This is a genomic window from Myxococcus sp. RHSTA-1-4 (genome assembly GCF_020037125.1).
In the GTDB taxonomy this organism is placed as follows: Bacteria; Myxococcota; Myxococcia; order Myxococcales; family Myxococcaceae; genus Myxococcus.
In genome coordinates this window covers 32841-56019 of the sequence record NZ_JAIQDG010000013.1, presented here as the reverse complement: position 1 = coordinate 56019, position 23179 = coordinate 32841, and the positions used below count along the sequence as shown (strand labels likewise).

The 23179-nt window shown below is 72.0% G+C and carries 5 protein-coding genes; 4 read left to right on the top strand and 1 reads right to left on the bottom strand.

Features of this window, described 5'->3' with window-relative positions; genetic code table 11:
* Positions 1-55 precede the first annotated feature (55 nt).
* Genes K8638_RS18795 through K8638_RS18780 form a run of 4 tightly spaced genes read left to right on the top strand, consistent with a single transcriptional unit; the run spans position 56 to position 21531 of the window.
* On the top strand, positions 56-14245 hold the full coding sequence (locus K8638_RS18795) for an amino acid adenylation domain-containing protein (RefSeq protein WP_370644037.1): 14190 nt from the start codon (positions 56-58) through the stop codon (positions 14243-14245).
* Positions 14238-18410, top strand: a complete 4173-nt coding sequence (locus K8638_RS18790; protein WP_223755929.1) for an amino acid adenylation domain-containing protein — start codon at positions 14238-14240, stop codon at positions 18408-18410. The genes K8638_RS18795 and K8638_RS18790 overlap by 8 nt, the downstream gene beginning before the upstream one ends.
* The gene (locus K8638_RS18785; protein ID WP_223755928.1) at positions 18407-19780 is read left to right on the top strand and encodes an MFS transporter; all 1374 of its coding nucleotides are present in this window, start codon (positions 18407-18409) and stop codon (positions 19778-19780) included. The genes K8638_RS18790 and K8638_RS18785 overlap by 4 nt, the downstream gene beginning before the upstream one ends.
* Entirely contained in the window at positions 19777-21531 is a 1755-nt protein-coding gene (locus K8638_RS18780) for a fatty acyl-AMP ligase (protein ID WP_223755927.1), read from the top strand. Before K8638_RS18785 ends, K8638_RS18780 begins: the two co-directional genes overlap by 4 nt.
* Positions 21532-21620: 89 nt before the next feature.
* Here the strand turns inward: K8638_RS18780 and K8638_RS18775 are convergent, their stop codons facing one another.
* Complete coding sequence (locus K8638_RS18775; RefSeq protein WP_223755926.1) at positions 21621-23138, bottom strand: kelch repeat-containing protein; 1518 nt, start codon at positions 23136-23138, stop codon at positions 21621-21623.
* Between the last annotated feature and the right edge of the window lie 41 nt (positions 23139-23179).

Genomic DNA, 23179 nt, shown 5'->3' with positions numbered 1-23179 from the left:
GAACACCATGACCGCCGAATCCTTCGTCTTCCCAGTCTCGTTCGCGCAGCAGCGGCTGTGGTTCCTCCACCTCCTCCAGCCGGAGAACCCGAGCTACAACATCGCGGGGGCGGTGAGGCTCAGCGGGCAGCTCGACGTCGGCGCGCTCCAGCGCACCTTCGACGCGCTGGTGGAGCGGCACGAATCGCTGCGCACCACGTTCGCCCAGGAGGACGGCAACCCCGTCCAGGTCATCGCGCCGGAGGGCAGCGCGCCCGTCGTGCTCGTGGACCTGAGCGCCAGGCCCGAGGCGGAGCGTGAGGAGCAGGCCCGGCGGCTGGCCACGGAGGAGTGCCGCCGGCCGTTCGACCTGATGCGCGGCCCGCTGCTGCGCCTGCGCCTCTTCCGGCTGGCGCCCACCGAGCACCTCCTGGTGATGACGATGCACCACATCATCTCGGACGGTGGCTCGCTCGGCGTCCTCGTCCACGAGATGTCACGGCTCTACGAGGCGTTCTCCGCCGGCCGCGAGCCGGAGCTGGAGCCGCTCCCCATCCAGTACGCGGACTACACCCAGTGGCAGCGCGAGTGGCTGGAGACGCCCGGGGTGCTGGACGAGCACCTCGCCTATTGGAAGCAGCGGCTCGCCGGCGCGCCCGTGCTGCAGCTCCCCACCGACCGGCCCCGGCCCTCGGTGCAGACGCAGCGGGGCGCGGTGCTGCCCGTCCACCTGCCCTCGGCCCTGGTGGAGGACCTGCGGAAGCTGGGCCAGCGCGAGCGCGCCACCCTCTTCATGACGCTGCTGGCCGCGTGGCAGGGCCTGCTGTCCCGCTACACGCACCAGACGGACATCCTCGTCGGCGCCCCGCAGAACAACCGCACCCGCGTCCAGACGGAGGGGCTGATTGGCTTCTTCGTCAACACGCTGGTGCTGCGCACGGACCTGTCCGGCAACCCCACCTTCCGTGAGCTGCTGGCGCGCGCGAGAGAGGTGCTGCTGGAGGCCCATGCCCACCAGGACCTGCCCTTCGAGCAGCTGATGGACCAGGTCCAACCCGAGCGAAACCTCTCGTACACCCCGCTGTTCCAGACGGCGCTCAACCTCCAGACGATGCTGCCGCGCGAGCTGACGCTCCCGGGACTCGTCCTGAAGACCGTCGACCTCGAGACGGGCACCTCCAAGTTCGACGTCACGCTGGACCTGCAAGAGAGCGCCGACGGGCTGCGCGGCGTCATCGAGTACAACAGCGACCTGTTCGACCGCGCCACCATGGAGCGCTTCCGCGGGCACCTGCTCACGCTGCTCGCGGGCGTCACCGCCAACCCGGACCTGCGGCTGGATGCGTGGCCGCTGCTGACGGAGCCGGAGCGGCAACAGATTCTCGACGTGTGGCCGGCCCTGAAGCCCTTCCCCGGCGCGGACTGCCTGCACCACCGCTTCGAGGAGCAGGCGCGGCGGCGGCCCGACGCCATCGCGGTGGTCAGCGACGGCGAGCGCATCACCTACGCGGAGCTGGACCGCCGCGCCAACCAGCTCGCCCATGCCCTGCTGGAGCGCGGTGTCACGCCGGAGACGCTGGTGGGCCTGTGCGTGGAGCGCTCCGCCGCCACCGTGGTGGGCATCCTCGGCATCCTCAAGGCGGGTGCCGCGTACGTGCCGCTCGACCCGACGTATCCCGCGGACCGGCTGGCCTACATGGTGGCCGACAGCCGCATGCCCGTGGCCATCACCCAGCGCCACCTCGTGGAGCGGCTCCCCGCCGAGGGCGTGTCACTGCTCGTCCTGGAGGACGCCGCCGAGCAGCTCGCGCGGCAGCCCACCACTCCGCCGGGTGTTCCCGTCTCGGGAGACAGCCTCGCGTACGTCATCTACACCTCGGGGTCGACGGGGCGCCCCAAGGGCTCACTGCTGCCGCACGGCAACGTCATGCGCCTCTTCGAGGCGACGGAGGCGTGGTTCCACTTCGACGAGAGCGACGTCTGGACGCTCTTCCACTCGTACGCGTTCGACTTCTCCGTGTGGGAGCTGTGGGGCGCGCTGCTGTACGGCGGCCGGGTGGTGGTGGTGCCCTACCTCACGTCCCGCTCGCCCGACGCCTTCTACCAGTTGCTGCACGACGAGCGCGTCACGGTGCTGAACCAGACGCCCGCCGCGTTCCGCCAGCTCATCCAGGCCGAAGAGCGCCTGGCTCCCGCGGTGCCTCCGCTCTCCCTGCGCTACGTCATCTTCGGCGGTGAGGCGCTGGAGCCGGCCACCCTCGTGCCCTGGTTCAAGCGGCACGGGGACGCGCGGCCCCAGCTCATCAACATGTACGGCATCACCGAGACGACGGTGCATGTCACCTACCGGCCGATGACGGCCGCGGAGGCCTCGCTCACCCAGCAGAGCCCCATTGGCCTCGCCATCCCCGACCTCCAGCTCTACGTGCTGGACGCGAGGATGGAGCCGGTGCCCATCGGCGTCACGGGGGAGATCTACGTCGGCGGCGCGGGACTGGCTCGCGGCTACCTGGGCCAGCCCGGCCTCACCGCGCAGCGCTTCGTGCCCCACCCGTTCAGCCGCCGCCCCGGGGCCCGGCTCTACCGGACGGGAGACCTGGCTCGCTTCACGCCGGATGGACAGCTCGAATACCTGGGCCGCATCGACGACCAGGTGAAGATCCGCGGCTTCCGCATCGAGCTGGGAGAAATCCAGGTCGTCCTCAGCCTGCACCCTGCCGTGCGCGAGGCGCTCGTCCTGGTGCGCGAGGAGACCCCGGGCAACAAGTCCCTGGTGGCGTACCTCGCCACCGGCTCTCAGCCCGCGCCGAGCGTCACCGAGCTGCGCCAGTTCCTGCTGGCCCGGCTCCCGGACTACATGGTGCCGAGCGCCTTTGTCATGCTGGAGCAGTTCCCGCTCACGGCCAACGGCAAGGTGGACCGCAAGGCGCTGCCCGCGCCGTCCCTGGCGCGCTCGGAGCCGGCTCGGTACACCGCCCCACGCAACGACGCGGAGGCCGCCCTGTGCGCCATCTGGGCGGAGGTGCTCGGCGTGCCGCGAGTGGGCATCCACGACAACTTCTTCGCGCTGGGCGGTGACTCCATCCTCAGCATCCGCGTGCTGACGCTCGCGCAGCGCCAGGGCGTGCGCTTCACGTTGCAGCAGCTCTTCCAGCACCAGACGGTGGCCACCCTGCTGGAGGCGGCCGGGGCCTCGGGGGCCCAGCCGGAGCGTGAGGAGTTCCCGCGCACCGAGCCCTTCAGCCTCATCTCCGAGGAAGACCGCGCGAAGCTGCCGCAGGGCATCGAGGACGCATATCCGCTCGCACGCATCCAGGCCGGAATGCTGTACCACATGCAGCTCGCGCCGGACTCGAACATCTACCACAACACGGACAGCTTCCATCTGCGCATGCAGACGCCCGTGGACACGGAGCTGTTCGCTGAGGCGGTGCGGGTCATCGTCGCGCGCCACCCGGTGCTGCGCACGTCGTTCGACCTGACGACGTACAGCGAGCCGCTCCAGCTCGTGCATCGCGAGGCGAAGCTCTCCCTGGAGGTCGTGGACATCCGCCACCTGTCCCACGAGGAGCAGGAGGCCACCATCCGCCAGCTCCTGGAGGACGAGAAGCGCCGCCACTTCGACCTGGCGGTACCGCCGCTGCTGCGCTTCTACATCCACCTGCGCGGTGACCAGTCCTTCCAGTTCACGCTCACCGAGTGCCACGCCATCATCGACGGCTGGAGCCTCCACACCACCCTGGTGGAGATCTTCAACCACCACCACGCCCTGGTGAACGGCCAGCCGCCGCCCCCCGAGCAGCCGGTGAGCCTGACGTACCGCGACTTCGTGGCCATGGAGCGCCGGGCGCTCGTGTCGGAGACCCATCAGCGCTTCTGGAGCGGCCTGCTGGCCGGCGGCTCCGTGATGAAGCTGCCGCGCTGGCGGCGCCCGCTGGCGTCCAACACACCGCGCATCACCACCGTCAAGGTGCCCCTCTCCCGGGAGATTCACGACGGGCTGCTCGCTCTGACGCGCTCGGCGGGAGTGCCCCTGAAGAGCATCCTCGTCGCCTCCCACCTCAAGGTGATGGGCCTGATGAGCGGCCAGGACGACGTCATCACCGGAATGGGCGTCAACAGCCGCCCGGAGGAAGGCGACGGCTCCCGGCTGCGCGGCATCTTCCTCAACACCGTGCCCTTCCGGATGCGGCTGGCCCCGGGAAGCTGGGTGTCGCTGGTCCGGAGCGCGTTCGACGCCGAGCGCGCGCTGTACCCCTTCCGCCGCTACCCCATGGCGGACATCCAGCGGCAGTGGGGCCGCGAGCCCCTCTATGAAGTCATGTTCAACTACATGCACTTCCACGTCCTGCACGAGCTGGCCGGCACGCTCGCGCAGGTGGAGGCGCTGGGCATCATCCGCTCCGAGGGCACCAACGTCACCCTCGCGGTCCACTTCCAGACCGAGCCGCACACCCAGGAGCTGACGCTCGAGCTGGACTACAACGCCGTCGAGCTGGAGCACGCGCAGGTGGAGCAGATTGGCGCCGCCTTCCAGCGCGTGCTGAGCGCGCTGGCCTTCCACGCGGACCAGCCGCACCACACCTCCAGCGCGCTGCCCCCGGAGGAGCAGCGGCGGTTGCTCGTGGAGTGGAACGCCACCGGCGCCCCGTTCCCCTCCGAAGCGACCTTCCGGCAGCTCTTCGAGGCGCGCGCCTCCGCCACTCCGGACGCGCTGGCCGCGGTGGAGGGCTCGCGGACGCTCACCTACGGCGCGCTGGATGCGCGGGCCAACCAGCTCGCCTGGCACCTGCGCTCGCTGGGCGTGGGCCCCGAGCGTCTCGTGGCGCTCTGCATGGACCGCTCCCTCGAATTGCTCATCGGCCTGCTGGGAGCCGTCAAGGCGGGCGCGGCCTGGCTGCCGCTGGACCCGGCCTACCCCGCCGAGCGCCTGGCGTACATGCTGTCGGACTCGCGCGCGGACGTGCTGCTCACCACGAAGGCCCTCGAGCCCGGCCTCGCCTCCACGGGCGTGCGCCGCCTCTGCCTGGACGGGACGCAGGACGTGCTCGCCGGCTCGCCGGTCCACGCGCCTCCCGCGAGCGCGGGCGGTGACGCGCTGGCGTACGTCATCTACACCTCCGGCTCCACGGGCCTGCCGAAGGGCACGCTGGTGACGCAGCGGGGACTCGTCCACTACCTCGACTGGGCGCGGCGGGAGTACCGCGTGACGGAGGGACAGAGCGCCCCGGTGCACACGTCCGTCGCCTTCGACGCCACCCTCACCAGCCTCCTCACTCCGCTGCTCGCGGGTGGCACGGTCCACCTGCTGCCCTCGGGCCGGGAGCTGGAGGCGCTCGCGGAGTCGCTGCGCGCGCACCGGCACGGGCTCGTCAAGCTCACCCCGGCCCACCTCCAGGTGCTGTCCAACCTGCTGCCCGAGCAGGTCCTGGCCGCGCTGGAGGGTACCTTCGTCGTTGGCGGCGAGGCCCTGCCCGCCGCGACGGCGGAGCTGTGGCGGCGTCAGGCGCCCCGGGTCCGTCTGGTCAACGAGTACGGCCCGACGGAGACCGTCGTTGGCTGCTCCATCCACGACGTGAGCGCGGGCGGCGTGGTGGACGGCATCGTCCCCATCGGCCGTCCCATCGCGAACGCGGAGCTGTACGTCCTGGACGCTCAGCTCCAGCCGGTGCCCGTGGGCGTCACGGGCGAGCTGTACATCGGCGGCGTGGGCGTGGCGCGCGGCTACCTGCGCCGCCCGGAGCTCACCGCCGAGCGCTTCGTGCCGGACGCCTTCAGCGGGCGCCCGGGCGCGCGGCTGTACCGCCCGGGAGACCTCGCGCGCTTCCTGCCGGACGGCAACCTGGAGTTCCTCGGCCGCCGCGACGGACAGGTGAAGCTGCGCGGCCACCGCATCGAGCTGGGAGAGGTTGAGGCCACGCTGCGCCAGCACCCGTCCGTCGGCGACGCGGTGGTCCTGGTGCGCGAGGACGTGCCCGGAGACCAGCGCCTCGCGGCCTATGTCGTGCCCCACGCCGGGAAGACGGTGGAGACGGGCGACGTGCGCGCCTTCCTCCAGCAGCGGCTCCCCGGCTACATGGTGCCCTCCGCCTTCATGGTGCTGGAGTCCCTGCCGCTCACCTCCAACGGCAAGGTGGACCGCAAGGCGCTCGCCGCGCCGCCGTCGGAGTCCAGCGGCGGCGTCCAGGGCCCCCGGAACGGCACCGAGGAGCTGGTCGCCAGCATCTGGGCATCCGTGCTGCGCACGAACCGGTTCGGCATCCGCGATGCGTTCTTCGACCTGGGCGGCCACTCGCTGCTCGCCACGCAGGTGGTGTCGCGGGTGCGCGAGGCCTTCGGCGTGGAGCTGCCCATCGCCGCTCTCTTCGAGGACCCCACCGTGGCCGGGCTGGCGGAGCGCATCCAGGCGCTGCGCGCGCGGGCCTCGGGTGAGCCGCCTCCGCCTCCCATCCAGGCCACGCCCCGCGACGGCGAGCTGCCCCTCTCCTTCGCGCAGCAGCGGCTGTGGTTCCTCTACCGCATGGAGCCGGACAGCCCCGTCTACAACATGCCGGCCGTCCTCCGGCTGACGGGAGCGCTCGACACGGAGGTGGTGCGCCGCTGCATGGAGGCGCTGCGCGAGCGCCACGAGAGCCTGCGCACGACGTTCCGGATGAGCGGGCAGATGCCGGTACAGGTCGTCACTCCCGTGGAGCCCGGGGCCCTGGACGTCATCGACCTGACGGAGCTGCCCCCCGAGCGCCGCGAGGAGGAGGCCCGGCGCCGGGTGGACGAGGAGGCCCGCCGTCCGTTCGACCTGGAGCGCGGCCCCGTCTTCCGCTGCACCCTGCTGCGGCTGGATGAACAGGAGCACCTGCTGCTGCTGACGCTGCATCACATCATCGCCGACGGCTGGTCCCTGTCCGTGCTGGTGCGCGAGGTGGCGGCGCTCTACGAGGCCTTCTGCTCCGGCCGGCCATCGCCGCTGCCCGCGCTGCCGGTGCAGTACGCGGACTACGCGCGCTGGCAGCGGGAGTGGCTGTCCGGCCCCGTGCTGGAGCGCCAGACGGCCTACTGGAAGGAGCGGCTCACGGGCGCCCCGCCCTTCCTGGAGCTGCCCACGGACCACCCCCGCCCGCCGGTGCAGACCTTCCGGGGCACCACGCACCAGGGACTGCTCCTGTCCCACGAGGAGGCCGAGGCCCTGCGCACCCTCTGCCGCCGCGAGAGCGCCACGCCCTTCATGGCGGTGATGGCCGCCTTCCAGGTGCTGCTGCACCGCTACACGGGCGAGACGGACCTCGTCGTCGGCACGGACATCGCCAACCGCAACCACCTGGGCACCGAGGGGCTGATTGGCTTCTTCATCAACCAGCTCGTCATGCGCGGAGACCTCGCGGGCGACCCCACCTTCCGCGCGCTGCTCCGCCAGACGCGGCGCACGGCGCTGGACGCCTACGCCCACCAGGACCTCCCCTTCGAGGAGCTCGTCAAGGCGCTCAACCCCGAGCGCAGCGTGGGCTACTCGCCCCTCTTCCAGGTGAAGCTCATCCTCCAGAACGCGCCCGGCTCCGACCTGGAGCTGCCCGGGCTGGTCCTGAAGGAGGAGGCCAGCACCACGAACACCGCCCGGTTCGACATGACGTGGGTCGTCGCCGAGACGGAGCGCGGGCTGGAGTGCCTGTGCGAGTACAGCACCGACCTGTACGAGCAGAGCACCATCTCGCGGATGCGGGAGCACCTGCGGGAGCTGCTGGTGGGCGCCGTGGCGCGGCCCGAGGAGCACGTCTCGCGGCTGCCGCTGCTGCCCGAGCCGGAGCGCCACCGCCTGCTGGTGGAGTGGAACGACACGGCGGCGCCCCTGCCCGAGACGTGCCTCGCCCACCGCCTCTTCGAGGCCCAGGCGGCGCGCACGCCGGACGCGGTGGCCGTCAGCTTCGAGGGCCAGGAGCTCCGCTACCGGGAGCTGGACGCTCGCGCCAACCAGCTCGCGTGGCACCTGCGTGGGCTCGGCGTGGGGCCCGAGGTGCGCGTGGGCCTGTGCATGGAGCGCTCGCTGGAGCTGGTGGTCGGCATCCTCGGCATCCTCAAGGCCGGCGGCGCGTGGCTGCCGCTGGACCCCACGTACCCCATGGCGCGGCTCGGCCTGATGATGCGTGACGCGGGCGCGCCGGTGGTCGTCACCCAGGAGCACCTGGCGGACGAGCTGCCCGTCCAGACGGAGCTGCTGGTGTGCCTGGACGCGGACGCGGCCCACATCGCCAGGCAGCCGGTGGAGCCGCCCCCGGTGGCGCTGTCGCCGGACAACCTCGCGTACGTCATCTTCACCTCGGGCTCCACGGGCCAGCCCAAGGGCACGCTGCTGGCGCACCGGGGCCTGTGCAACACGGCGCTGTCGGCCATCCGCGCGCACCGCGTCCGGTCGGACAGCCGGGTGCTCCAGTTCGCGGCCATCGGCTTCGACGCCTCGGTGTGCGAGACGTTTTCCGCGCTGCTGGCGGGCGCGCGGCTGTGCCTCGCGCCTCGTGACGCCCTCATGCCCGGCGCTCCGCTCCAAGGGCTGCTGGTCTCCCAGGCCATCACCGTGGCCACGCTGACGCCCTCGGTGCTGGCGCAGCTCGACCCGGCGGGGCTGCCGGCGCTGGCATCGGTCATCTCCGCGGGCGAGGCATGCACGCCGGAGCTGGCGCGCCGGTGGGTGGACGGCCGCCACTTCGTCAACGCGTATGGCCCCACCGAGGCAACGGTGTGCGCCTCGGCGCAGGAGCACGTGGACGCGGCGCGGCCGGACATCGGCCGGGCGTGGCCCAACGTGCGGCTGTACGTACTGGACGCGTCGCTGCGGCCGGTGCCCACGGGCGTGCCCGGTGAGCTGTTCATCGGCGGCACGGGCGTGGCGCGTGGCTACCTGGGCCGCCCGGACCTCACCGCCGAGCGCTTCGTGCCGGACGCCTTCAGCGGCGTGCCGGGCGCGCGGCTGTACCGCACCGGAGACCGGGTGCGCTGGCTGGCGGACGGCCGGCTCGACTTCCTGGGCCGCGCCGACTTCCAGGTGAAGCTGCGCGGCTTCCGCATCGAGCTGGGCGAAGTCGAGGCCGCGCTGGCGGAGCTTCCCGAGGTGAGGGAGGCCGCGGTCGCGGTCGTCGAGGAGGTGCCAGGCCGCAAGCAGCTGGTGGCGTGGCTCGTCTCCAGCGGCGAGCAGGCTCCGGACTCCGCGGCGCTGCGGCGCGCACTGGAGGCCCGGCTGCCCGACTACATGGTGCCCTCGGCCTTCATCGCCCTGGAGTCCCTGCCGCTGACGTCCAGCGGCAAGGTGGACCGCAAGGCGCTGACGTCCGCGGCGCCACGGCAGCGGCAGCGCAAGGACACGTACGTCGCGCCGTGCACGCCCGTCGAGCAGACGCTGGCCGGCATCTGGGCCTCGGTGCTGTCGCATGAGCGCGTGGGCATCCACGACAACTTCTTCGAGCTGGGCGGCGACTCCATCATCAGCATCCAGGTCATCGCCCGGGCCCAGGAGGCGGGGCTGCGCATCACCCCGCGGCAGTTCTTCCAGCACCAGACCATCGCCGCGCTGGCGCCCCACGTGGGCGAGGCCCGGGCCCCCCGCGGCGAGCAGGGCGTGGTGACGGGCCCCGTGCCCCTCACGCCCATCCAGCACTGGTTCTTCGAGTCGCGGCTCCCCCAGCCGCACCACTACAACCAGTCCGTCCTGCTCGGGCTGCGCGAGCGCCCGAAGCCGGAGGTGCTGCGCGACGCGCTGAAGGCGCTGGTGGCGCACCACGACGCGCTGCGACTGCGCTTCGGGGCGGCACCGGAGGGCTGGCGCCAGGAGAACGCCGGCCTGGAGTGCACGGTGGATCTGCGCGAGGTGGACCTCGCGTCCCTGGACGAAGGACCCCAGCGTCAGGCGCTGGAGGCGGAGGCACAGAAGGCGCAGTCCGGCTTCGACCTGGCGCGGGCGCCCCTGGTGGCCGCCGTTCTCTTCGACCTGGGCCCCCGTGGCTCACGCCTGCTGCTCGCCATGCACCACCTGGTGGTGGACGCCGTCTCCTGGCGCGTGCTGCTCCGCGACCTGGGGACGGCCTGCCAGCAGCTCCTCCAGGGGGAGCCCGTCGCCCTGCCTCCCAAGACGACGTCGTTCCAGGAGTGGGCGCGGCGGCTGGAGGCCCACGCCCGGAGCCCGGAGCTCGCGGACGAGACCGCGTACTGGCTGCGGCAGGGCGGAGACGTGCCCCCGTTGCCGCTGGACATGCCGGGCGGCGACAACACGCGCGCGTCGGCGCGCACGCTGACCGTCGCGCTGGAGGCCGCGGAGACCCGCGCGCTGCTCCAGGAGCTGCCGGGGGCCTGGCGTGCCCGCGTCGACGAGGCGCTGCTCGCCGGCCTGCTCCGCGCGCTCGCCGGATGGACGGGACAGCGCCTGCACCGCGTGCAGCTGGAGGGACACGGCCGCGAGGAGCTCTTCGATGACGTGGACCTCGGCAACACCGTGGGCTGGTTCACCAGCATCTACCCGGTGACGGTGGAGCTGCCGCCGGACGGCACGCCGGGCGACGGGCTGCGGGCGGTGCGGGACGCGCTGCGGCGGGTGCCGCGCAAGGGCCTGGGCTACGGGCTGCTGCGCTACCTGCGCCAGGACGGCGTGCGCGCGCGGCTGGAAGCCGTGCCCGAGCCGCAGGTGGCCTTCAACTACCTGGGCCAGCTCGACTCGGCCCTGCCGCCCTCGTCCCCGCTCATTCCCGCCGACGAGTCCATCGGCGCCCAGCAGGGCTCGCTGGGACGGCGCCGTCAGGTGCTGGAGGTGAATGCCCACGTGCTGGAGGGCCGGCTGGAGGTGTCCCTCACCTACAGCGAGGCGCTGCACCAGCGGGCCACCATGGAGGCACTGGCCCAGGGCTACCTCCAGGCGCTGCGCGAGCTGGTGGCACAGCGGGACTCGGAGGACGCGAAGCGGCTGTCACCCTCGGACTTCCCCCTGGCGAACGTGACGCAGGCCACCCTCGATGGCCTGCTGCGCGCCAACCCCGGGCTGGAGGACCTCTACCCGCTGTCCCCCATGCAGCAGGGCATGCTCTTCCATGCGCGGCTGGAGCCTCGCGCGGGCGTGTACTTCGAGCGGGCCGCGTGGACGTTGGACACGGACCTGGACCGGGAGGCGCTGCGCCTCGCGTGGCAGGAGACGATGGAGCGCCACCCCATCCTGCGCACGAGCTTCGCGTGGGAGGGCATGGAGGAGCCGCACCAGCTCGTCCACCGCGCGGCCACGCTGCCCTGGGAGGAGGCGGACTGGAGGGATTTGTCCGGCGAGCAGCAGCGGGCCCGGCAGTCCGCGTGGATGAAGGAGGACGAGGCGCGCGGCTTCGACCTCGGGCGGGCGCCGCTGATGCGGGTGGCGGTGCTGCGCCTGCGTGAGAAGACCTGGCGCGTGGTGTGGAGCTTCCACCACCTGCTGCTGGACGGGTGGAGCGTGGGCCGCGTGCTGAACGATGTGCTGGCGCGGTACGACGCGCACCTCCGCCATGAAGCGTCGCCCATGGAGGCGCCGCCGCTGTTCCGCGACTACATCGCCTGGCTGCGCGAGCAGGGCACGGCGAAGGCGGAGGCGTGGTGGAGGCAGTCACTGGCCGGCTTCACCGAGCCGACACCGGTTCCCTGTGAGCAGGGAGGCCAGGCCCGGAGCGCGACCCCGGTGATGGGTGAGCGGAAGGTCCTCATCCCCGCGGACGCGACGGAGCGGCTCCGCGCCTTCTCGCGCCGCAACCAGGTCACCCTCGGCACGCTGGTCCAGGCCGCGTGGGCGCTGGTGCTGGGGCGCCATGCCGGCGCGGAGGACGTCCTCTTCGGCGTCACCGTGGCGGGACGTCCGCCCGAGCTGAGCGGCGTGGAGCAGATGGTGGGCCTGTTCATCAACACCGTGCCCGCGCGGGTGCGGCTGCCCCCGGACAGGAAGGTGGTGGACTGGCTGAAGGAGCTCCAGGCCGCGCAGGTGGAGCGCTCGCCCTACGAGTCCGCGCCGCTGGTGCGCGTCCAGGGCTGGAGCCAGGTGCCCCGAGGCACCCCGCTCTTCGAGACGCTCCTCGTCTTCGAGAACTACCCCGTGGAGCAGTCGGTGCGGCAGGGCGCGAGCGCGCTGGAGGTCCGCGATGTCAGCGCCCAGGAGCGCACCCACTACCCGCTCACCCTGACGGCCCACGCCGACAAGGAGCTGTTGCTGCTCATCGACTTCGAGTCCCCCCGTCTCGAGGAACGCGCCGTGGAGCAACTGCTGGAGCAGCTCGCCACCGCCCTGGTGGGGCTCGGCGCCTCCGAGGACCGCTGCCTGGGAGAGGTGCCCATCCTCACGGAGGCGGCACGGCACCGGCTGCTGGTGGAGTGGAACGACACCCGCGTGGCCCCGGGTCACGACGCCTGCGTGCACGAGCTCTTCGAGCTCCAGGCCCGAAGGACTCCCGATGCCCCCGCCGTCTCCGCCCCCGGAGGCGCGACGCTCACGTACCGCCAGCTGGACGAACGGGCGAACCGCCTGGCCCACCACCTCCGGGCCCGAGGCGTCGGCCCCGAGGTCCTCGTCGGTGTCTACCTGGAGCGCACGCCCGAGCTGTACGTCGCGCTGCTGGGCATCCTCAAGGCGGGTGGTGCGTACGTTCCGCTCGACCCCTCCTACCCCGCCGAGCGCGTGGCGCTGATGGTCTCCGAGGCCCACCTGTCGCTGCTGCTCACCCAGCGCGCGCTGGAGTCCGCCCTGGGCGCGTCCTCGGTGGAGCGCTACCTGCTGGACGAGGAGGAGCCGGCCCGCGCCGCGCTCTCCACCGCGCCGCCGTCGCGGCTCGCCGGCCCCGGCGCGCTGGCCTACGTCGTCTTCACCTCCGGCTCGACGGGCACGCCCAAGGGAGTGATGGTCTCCCACCGGAGCTGGGCCAACGCATACCTCGGCTGGGAGCGGAGCTACGGGCTGCGGGAGCACTGCCGGAACCACCTGCAGATGGCGAGCTTCTCCTTCGACGTGTTCGCGGGAGACCTCGTCCGGGCGCTCCTCTCGGGCGGCCGGCTGGTCCTCTGCCCCCGCGAGTGGCTGCTCGAACCCGCGCGCCTGTACGCGCTGCTGCGCGACGAGGACATCCACTGCGCCGAGTTCGTCCCCGCGGTGATTCGCGGCCTCCTCCAGCACCTGGAGGAGACGGGCCAGCGGCTGGACTTCATGCGGGTGCTCGTCGCCGGCTCCGACGCCTGGTACGTCAATGAGTACCACCGCCTCCGGGGCGTCATCGGAGACGCGACGAGGCTCATCAACTCCTACGGCATCAGCGAAACCACCATCGACAGCACCTGGTTCGAGAGCGATGGGCTGGAGGGAGCGGACACGCGGCTCGTCCCCATCGGACGTCCCTTCGCCAACGTGCGCATCCACGTACTGGACGCGCGCTTCCAGCCCGTGCCCGAGGGCGTGGCCGGAGAGCTGTTCATCGGCGGCGAAGGCGTGGCCCGCGGCTACCGCCTCCGCCCGGAGCTGACAGCCGAGCGCTTCGTGCCAGACCCCTTCGGTGGACCGGGAGCGCGGCTCTACCGCTCGGGAGACCGGGCGCGCTGGCTGCCGGACGGCAACCTCGAGTTCCTCGGACGCGCGGACACCCAGGTGAAGCTGCGCGGCTTCCGCGTGGAGCTGGCCGAAATCGAGTCGGTGCTCGGCAAGTACCCGTCCATCGAGGCCGCGGTGGTGCTGCTGCGGCAGGACCCCGGGAGCCCCGCCCGGCTCGTCGCCTACCTCGTCAGCGCGACGGAGCCGGACACCTCGGCGCTGCGGGACTACCTGCGGGAGCGGTTGCCCGACTACATGGTCCCCGCCCTCTTCCTCCGGCTGGACGCGTTCCCGCTGACGCCCAACGGGAAGGTGGACCGCCGGGCCCTGCCGGCGCCGGACGCGGGCCTGCGCGCGGTGGACGACCCGCTGGTCGCCCCCCGCACGGAGACGGAGGCGGCGCTGCTCGCCATCTGGCGCGAGGTGCTCGGGCTGGAGTCCCTCGGGGTGATGGACGACTTCTTCGCCGTCGGCGGCCACTCGCTGCTGGCCACGCAGATCATCTCCCGGGCGAATGCCGCCTTCCAGGTGGAGCTCCCCCTGCGCGCCCTCTTCGAGCACACCACCATCGCCGGGCTGGCCGAGCGCATCGTCCTCGCCCAGCTCGAAGCCGCGGACGACGCGGCGCTCGCGAGCGTGCTGGACGAGGTGGACGGGCTGTCGGACGAGGAAGCCGCGCTCCTGGCGGAGGGTTCCAACAATGAGTGACGCACTCCAGAAGCGGCTGGCCGGACTGTCCCCGGAGAAGCGCGAGCTGGTGCTGAAGAAGCTGCGCCAGCAACAGCAGGCCACGACGCCCGCGGCGGCGGCGCGCCCGTCCTCCATCCCCCGCGCCTCGCGCTCGGGGCCGCTGCCGCTCTCCTTCCCCCAGCGCCGGCTCTGGTTCCTGGACCAGTTCGAGCCCGGGACGCCGGCCTACAACATCCCCGAGTTCGTGCGCCTGCGCGGCCCGCTCCAGGTGGAGGCACTGGGGCGCGGCCTCGACGAGGTCATCCGCCGGCACGAGGTGCTGAGGACGACCTTCGCCGCGGAGGACGGCGAGCCCGTGCAGCACATCGCCCCGCGGCTGGCGCTCTCGCTGCCCGTGGTGGACCTGACGCACCTGCCCACCGAGGAGCGCGAGGCCCGCTGCCGGGAGCTGGCACTGCGGCAGGCCGGCATGTCCTTCGACCTGGCGCGCGGCCCGCTGCTGGCGGCCACGCTGGTCCGCATGGGACCCGAGGACCACGTGCTGCTGCTGGTGATCCACCACATCATCTCCGACGGGTGGTCCACCGGCGTGCTCGTGCGCGAGCTGGCGGCCCTCTATGACGCCTTCTCGCGAGGCCAGCCCTCACCACTGCCGGAGCTGCCCATCCAGTACGCCGACTTCGCCGTGTGGCAGCGGCAGTGGCTCCAGGGGGACGTGCTGGCGTCGCAGCTCGACTACTGGCGCAAGCAGCTCGCGGACGCGGACACGCCCCTCAAGCTGCCCACGGACAGGCCGCGCCCTCGCGTGCGCACGTACGCCGGTGGCAAGCGGACCTTCACCGTGGACGCGGCGGTGACGCGGAAGCTCCGGGCGCTCGCGGGCCAGGAGAAGGCGTCGCTGTACATGGTGCTGCTGGCCGCGTTCCAGGCGCTGCTCTACCGGTACACGCGAGAGCCGCGCATCAGCGTCGGCACGTACATCGCCAACCGCAACCGCACCGCCGTCGAGCCGCTCATCGGCTTCTTCCTCAACACGCTCGTGATGCGCACGGACGTCTCCGGCAACCCCGGCTTCCGGGAGCTGTTGCGGCGCGTGGTGGACGTGACGCTGGGGGCCTACGCCCACCAGGACATCCCCTTCGAGAAGCTGCTGGAGGAGCTGGCCCCGGCGCGAGACACCAGCTTCCCGCCCTTCTTCCAGGCCATGCTGGTGCTGCAGAACACCCCCGAGTCCGAGGCGGCCGTCGGGCCGCTGCGCCTGGAGCCCTTCTCCGTCCAGGGAGAGGCCTTCGCCCAGTTCGACCTCACCCTCTGGCTCATCGAGGAAGCCGACGGACTGCAAGGCACCTGGGAGTACAACCGGGACCTCTTCGACGCCACCACCGCCGGCCGCATGGTGTCCCATTTCCAGACGCTCCTGGCCGGCATCGCCTCGCAGCCCGACACGCGCATCACCTCGCTGCCCCTGCTCCCCGCGGACGAGCGGGATCAGCTGCTGCGCGGGTGGAACGATGCCCGGTGTGACGTCCCGGAGGGCACCTGCCTCCATCACCTCATCGCGGCTCATGCCGCCAGGACGCCGGACGCCATCGCGGTCACCGACCCGGAGCGCCGCCTCACCTACGCCCAGCTCGATGCTCGCGCCAACCGGCTCGCGCACCACCTGCGCTCCCTGGGCGTGGGGCCGGAGCGGCTGGTGGGCATCTTCCTGGAGCGCTCCGTGGACCTGGTGGTGGCCGTCCTCGCCGTGCTCAAGTCCGGAGGCGCCTACGTCCCGCTGGACCCCTCCTATCCGCCTGACCGCGTCGCGCTGATGCTCTCGGACAGCCAGCCCTCGGTGCTCGTCACCCGGCGGGCGCTGCGCTCCACGCTGCCCGCGCCGCTGCCCACCGTGGTGAGCCTGGACGAGGACGCTCCCGCCATCGAAGGTCACCCGGACACGGCCCCCGTGGGTGGCGCGGGGCCGGACCACCTCGCCTACGTGGTCTACACCTCGGGCTCCACGGGACGTCCCAAGGGAGTGATGGTGGGCCACCGCGGGCTCGCCAACGCGTACTTCGCGTGGGAGCGGGACTACCGGCTGCCTACCCTGCGCGCCCACCTGCAGATGGCGAGCTTCTCCTTCGATGTCTTCAGTGGAGACCTCGCGCGGGCGCTCGGCTCGGGCGCCACGCTCGTCCTCTGCCCACGCGAATGGCTGCTGGAGCCCGCGAGCCTCTACGCGCTGATGCAACGGGAGCAGGTGGACTGCGGCGAATTCGTTCCCGCGGTGGTCCGCCTGTTGATGGGCCACCTCCAGGAGCACGGGCTGCGGCTGGACTTCATGCGGCTGCTCATCGTGGGCTCGGACACGTGGGACATGCGCGAGTACCACCAGCTCCGCGGCCTGTGCGGCCCGGACACGCGGCTGGTGAGCTCGTATGGCCTCAGCGAGGCCACCATCGACAGCACGTATTTCGAGTCCGTCGCGCCCGTCCCGAGCGAGCAGACGGTCCCCATCGGCCGCCCCTTCCCCAACGCGTGGATGTACCTGCTGGACGCGGCGCTTCAGCCCGTCCCCATTGGCGTCCCCGGGGAGCTGTTCGTCGGCGGCGTGGGACTGGCCCGGGGCTACCGGGGGCAGCCGCACCTCACGGCCGAGCGCTTCGTCCCGCATCCCTTCAGCGAGGAGCCCGGCGCGCGCCTGTACCGGACGGGCGACCTGGCACGCTACGCGGCGGACGGCACGCTGGAGTTCATCGGGCGCAACGACACACAGGTGAAGCTCCGCGGACACCGCATCGAGCTGGATGAAATCAAGGCGAAGCTGCTGGAGCACGAGGGCGTGCGCGCCGTGGAGCTGCTCGTCCATGGCGACGGCGCGGCCCGGCAGCTCGTCGCGTACCTCACCCTGACCGCGCCCGGCGTGGTGGGGGCCGAAGTGCTACGGCAGGACCTCAAGAAGCACCTGCCGGCCTACATGGTGCCTTCCGCCTTCGTCATCCTGGAGTCGTTCCCCCTCACGCCCAACGGCAAGGTGGACCGCAAGGCGCTGCCTCCGCCCGAGGAGTCCCGGCGTGACACGTCGGACGGCTTCGTCGCCCCGCGAGGGGACACCGAGCAGCGGCTGGCGGCCATCTTCGAGGAGCTGCTGGGCACTGGGCCCATCGGCGCGCACGACAGCTTCTTCGACCTCGGCGGCCACTCGCTGCTCGCCGTCCGGCTGGTGGCGAGGATTCGCGAGCGCTTCGGGAAGACGCTGCCCCTGGCGACGCTCTTCCAGGGCCCCACGCTCGAACAGCTCGCGCGGGCGCTCGAGGAGGACGAAGCCTCGCGTCCCTGGTCTCCGCTGGTGGTGCTCCAGGCCGGAGGCGACGGTCCACCGCTGTTCTGCGTGCCGGGCGCGGGAGGCAACGTCCTCTACTTCCGGGAGCTGACGCGGCGGCTCGGCACCACGCGGCCCATCTACGGCTTCCAGGCGCGAGGGCTGGATGGGCACGCCCCGCCCCACGCGTCCGTCGAGGAGATGGCGGAGTGCTACGTCGAGGCGCTCCAGCGGGTGCGGCCTCACGGCCCGTACCACCTGCTGGGCCACTCCTTCGGAAGCTGGGTGGCCTTCGAGATGGCGCAGCGGCTCCGGGCGAAGGGCGAGGACGTCGCCTTCCTGGGCCTCCTCAACACCCCGGTGCCGAGAAGCCAGGAGGTGCCCGCGGAGGAGTCCACGTTCGACGACGCCGACTGGATGGCCTCTGTCGCCAGCACCGCCGGCCGCCTGTACGGCGTGGACCTGGCCATCTCCGCCGAGACGCTCCGGCCCCTCACTGCCGCGGAGCGGCTCGCCCACCTCACCGGGCGGCTCATCCAGAGCGGCCTGCTGCCCCCCGAGGCGGACAGCCAGCAGGTGCACGGCCTCATCCAGGTCTACAAGCGCGCCTATGAAATCACCTACGTCCTCCCGGAGGACGCGCGCCCCGTCCCCATCACCCTCTTCCGGGCGAGGGAGCGGCATGAGGAGGATGGCGTGCTCCCCGGAGAGTTCGCGGAGGATCCAACGTGGGGCTGGCGGCGCCATGCCAGCCGCTCCGTCACCGTCGAGGACGTCCCGGGAGACCACATGACGATGCTGGGCTCGCCGCACGTCGAGGTGCTCGCGGAGCAGGTGCTCCGGCACCTGGACCGTGCCACCACGGAGCCGGGCCGATGACGGCGGTGGGAGCGGCACCCGCGCCGGGCTTCTCGCTCGGGCGTTCCCTGGCGGTCTGGCTGGGGCAGGTCGTCTCGCTGCTGGGCTCCTCGCTGACCAGCTTCGCCCTGGGCGTGTGGACGTACCAGACGACGGGGGGCGTGACGCGCTTCGCGCTCATCATGCTGTGCGCCACGCTCCCGGGCGTCCTGCTCGGGCCGGTGACGGGCGCGCTGGTGGACCGGTGGAAGCTCCGCCGGGTGCTGCTGCTGAGCGACTTCACGGCCGGCCTGATGACGCTGCTGCTCGCGGTGCTGCTGCTCACCGGCCAGCTCCGCCCGTGGCATGCGTACTTCACGACGGCCGTCGTCTCCGTGGCCAGCGCCTTCCAGCAGCCGGCCTTCGCCGTGCTGGTATCCACGGTGGTGCCGCCCGAGCACCTGGGCCGCGCCAACGGCTTCCTCCAGCTGGGACTGGCCTGCGCGCAGCTGGGGGCGCCGCTGGCGAGCGCCTTCCTGCTGGCGGCCGTCGGACTGCAAGGCATCCTGCTCATCGACGCGGCGAGCTTCGTCCTCGGCGTCCTCCCCCTGCTGGCGCTGCACATCCCGGAGCGCCACCTCGCCAGCCCATCCGGGGAGCAGCGGCCCTCGCTCCTCGCGGCGGTGCGCGAGGGCGGCGCCTATCTGAAGAACTCTTCCGGCCTCCTGGCCCTGCTCGCCTTCCTCGCCGCCAGCAACTTCGTCACCGGCGTCGTCGAGGTGCTGGTCACTCCGCTGGTGCTGGCCCTCGCCGACGTGACGGCGCTGGGCATGCTCACCACCGCGGGCGGTGTCGGGCTGCTGGTGGGCAGCGTGGTGATGAGCGCCTGGGGCGGTCCCCGGCGCCAGCTTCACGGCGTGCTGGCCTTCCAGCTCACCTGCGGCCTCTGCCTCGTCCTCGTCGGACTTGGGACGTCCCTGCCGCTGCTCGCGGGCGTCGCCTTCGCCTTCTTCTTCGGACTTCCCATCATCAACGGCTCCAGCCAGTCCATCCTCCAGCGCACCGTGCCCCTGCCGCTCCGGGGCCGGGTCTTCGCGTTCAGCGGCGCCATCACCGGGATGATGGTGCCGCTCGCCTACGCCGTCTCCGGGCCCCTGGCGGACCTCGTGTTCGAGCCCGCGCTCCGTCCGGGCGGAGCGCTCGTTCCGCTGCTGGGGACGCTCGTGGGCACGGGGCCTGGACGTGGCATCGCGCTGATGTTCGTCCTCGCGGGCGCGCTGACCCTGCTGCTGACGGGACTGGCCGCCCTCTATCGCCCCCTGCGCACCCTCGAATCGAAGCCCGAGGAGGACCCCGGCCCCGCCGCCGCGGGTCCGTCCGCCCACCCCTCCTCTGAAGGAGTCACACCGTGACCGCAGCCATCCCCTCGTCCATCACCACGTTGAGCGCGCTGCTGCGCTGGCGCGCCGAGTCCAAGCCCCAGGCCCGTGCCTATACCTTCCTCACCAACGGAGAGGACCAGGAGCAGGTCTGGAGCTACGCGGACCTCGACCGCCACTCCCGCGCCATCGCCGCGACGCTCCAGGAGTACGGGGCCGCGGATGACCGCGCCCTGCTGCTGTTTCCTCCGGGGCTGGAGTACGTCGGCTCCTTCTTCGGCTGCCTGGATGCCGGCGTGGCCGCGGTGCCCGTCTACCCGCCCCAGAACGAGCAGACCCTGGCGCGCCTGCTCTCCATCATCGCGGACGCGAAGCCGCGCTTCGCGCTCACCACGAGCGAAATCCTGGAGAGCGTCAAGGCCTTCTCGGAGGCCTACCCCGTGCTGAAGGAGATCCGGTGGATTGCCGTGGATGCCCTGGCGGCGGGCATCGAGCAGCGCTGGAAGTCCCCGCACCTCACGGGCGACAGCGTGGCCTTCCTCCAGTACACGTCCGGCTCCACGGCGACGCCCAAGGGCGTCATGGTGCTGCACCGGAACCTGCTCGCCAACGAGGAGATGGTCCGCCAGGGCTTCGGCAACGACGAGCACGCCTCGGTGGTGGGCTGGCTGCCGCTGTACCACGACATGGGCCTCATCGGCACGGTGCTGCAGCCCATGTACCTCGGCTCGCAGGGCGTGCTGATGTCGCCGTGGGCCTTCCTGCAGCGCCCGGTGCGCTGGCTGCGTGCCATCAGCAAGTACCGGGGCGTGGTGAGCGGCGGCCCGAACTTCGGCTACGCGCTCTGCGTCCGGAAGGTGAAGCCCGAGCAGCGCGAGGGCCTGGACCTGAGCTCGTGGAAGGTCGCCTTCAACGGCGCCGAGCCCGTGCGCGCCGACACCCTGGAGCTCTTCGCCCGGACCTTCGCCCCCCACGGATTCCAGAGGGCGGCGCTCTACCCCTGCTACGGGCTCGCCGAGGCGACGCTCTACGTGTCGGGCGGCGCAGGCATGGAGCCGTACCGCACCCTCTCCGTCGACGCGGGCGCGCTGGAGCGCAACCGCGCCGTCGACGCCGCCCCTGACGCGGCGGGCGCGCGGACGCTGGTGGGCTGCGGCAGGGCCTGGGCAGGCGGGCAGGTGCGCATCGTCAATCCGGAGACGTCCGAGCCCTGCGCCGATGACGTGGTGGGCGAGGTCTGGGTGTCCGGGCCCCACGTCACCCAGGGCTACTGGGGCCGCGACGAGCTCAACGCGGAGACCTTCCAGGCCCGCATCCGTGGCCACGAGGCGGAGGGCTCCTTCCTGCGCACGGGCGACCTGGGCTTCCAGCGCGCCGGTGAGCTGTACGTCACCGGGCGCCTGAAGGACCTCATCATCGTCGACGGCCGCAACCACTATCCCCAGGACCTCGAGCAGACGGTGGAGGCGCAGCACGAGGGCTTCCGGCTCGGCTGCTGCGTGGCCTTCTCCGTCGACCAGGCGAACGAGGAGAAGCTCGTCGTCCTCATCGAGGTGGACCGCAAGTACACCCCGCCCGGTGAGGGACAGGGGGCCCACGTCCTGGATCCGCGCGAGACGCTCAAGAAGGTGCGGCAGGCCGTCGCCGCCGCGCACTCGCTGGACGTGCACGAGCTCGTCCTGCTCCAGCACGGCGAGGTGCTCAAGACGTCGAGCGGCAAGGTCCAGCGCCGGGCCTGCCGGACGAAGTACCTGGAAGGCACGCTCCAGCGCTGGCCGGGCTGAAGCGCTCCCGCCGAGGCGTGAGGCGCCCGGCCTCCACGCCGGGCGCGCATGTGCCGGGGCGGGCCTTCCGCCCCGGACGTCCCGCTCCGTTAGAAGCAGCTCGCGGGGGATGGCGCGACGAGCTGCGGCGCCATGGCGCAGGCCGTGCTGTCACACTCCTCCCCGATCATGCAGACACCGCAGCACCGGACCTGACCGGCGGGACAGGGAGACTCGCACGCGCCACAGTCCACGAGCTCGCCGCAGGCATCCACCACACAGCCGCACTGGTTATCGCAGGTGTCGAGCGGCGGGACGCAGCTGGACTCGCAGGTGTTGTTGCTCCCGCACGTGGTGCCGGAGGAGCAGGTGCCGCATTCGAGCACGCCGCCGCACCAGTCGGAAATCGACCCGCACTGCGCGCCCCGGGTCGCGCACGTCTGGGGGACGCAGCCCGTCGAGTACAGCTCCGTCTGCTGGCGCACCCAGGCTTCGTTCGAGTCCCTGCCCCACCCTCCCGTAATGAGCATCTGGTCTGGCGATGAGCCCACCAGCACCACCTGGGAGTCTCGCCGGGCCAGGGCCAGGGCGGGAGCATAGGTCCAGAGGTTCGACCAGGGGCTGTACAGCCTGACTTCGCTCCTCGGGGTGCCCTGTGTCGGGTCGGCGCCCCCGAGGACCAGGACCGTTCCGTTGTTCAGCTCCACCGCCTGGTGGCCCCTGCTCAACTGGGGCCACCATGAGCTGGACGCGCTCGAGACCGAGTCCCAGGAGTTGGTGGTCGGCGTGTAACGCCAGACCGCCTGGCTGGCGACATCGCCCGTCCACGCCGGCCCCACCACCAGCACGATGCCCTCCGGAGTCTGACTCAGCAGCGTCGCGGTGTGGCCCGTCGCGACCGTCCCGGGACTGTTCGCCGTCAGCGACCAGGTGTTGGTGCTCGGGTTGTAGAGCTCATGCTGGGGGCGGTTGCCCAGCACCAGCACGGTGCCCTGCTTCAGGAGCGTGGCGGTGTGGCCGGAGTAGGCGAACGAGGGCGCGGCCGCCAGCGTCCACTGGTCCGTCGCCGGGTCGTACAGCTCGGCCGAGGCCAGCCCCCGCGTCGTGGTGGGGTTGTCCCCCCCCACTACCAGCACCTTCCCGTTGGGAAGCAGGGTCTGCGTGTGGCGGGCCCGCGCCACATTGAGCGAGCCGGTGGGAGCCCACGTCCCGGTGGTCGGGTCGTACAACTCGGCCTTCCGCGAGTCGCCATCCGCGGTGATGCCGCCAGAAACCAGGACCTTGCCGTTCTGGAGGCGCGTGGCGGCATGGTCATGGCGGGCCGTCACCAGCGGGCCGGTGGCCGACCAGGGCGACGAGGCGCCCGGCGTGTACAGCTCGCAGTGACGAAAGTCCGGCGGCGCCCCGTTCGTGGTTCCTCCGGCGAGCAGCACCTTGCCATTGGTGAGCAGCGTCAGCGTGGCCCCCGTCCGGATGTAGGTAGGCGAGGTCGTGACGGCCCGCGACTCCTGGGAGGCCAGGGATGACGCTTCCGACCCGCCTCCCGAGTCCTTCTGCTGACCACATGCCACTACCATGGCCGCGGCCAGCAACACCGCCACCCCTCTCATTCGAGGCTGCTGACGCACGTCCCCTCCCGGGTTCCCTTCAATGGCATACGGACCTACCA

Coding starts and splice junctions, on each gene's coding strand:
- K8638_RS18790 (WP_223755929.1), top strand. CDS start 14,238: ATGAGTGACGCACTCCAGAAGCGGCTGGCCGGACTGTCCCCGGAGAAG.
- K8638_RS18785 (WP_223755928.1), top strand. CDS start 18,407: ATGACGGCGGTGGGAGCGGCACCCGCGCCGGGCTTCTCGCTCGGGCGT.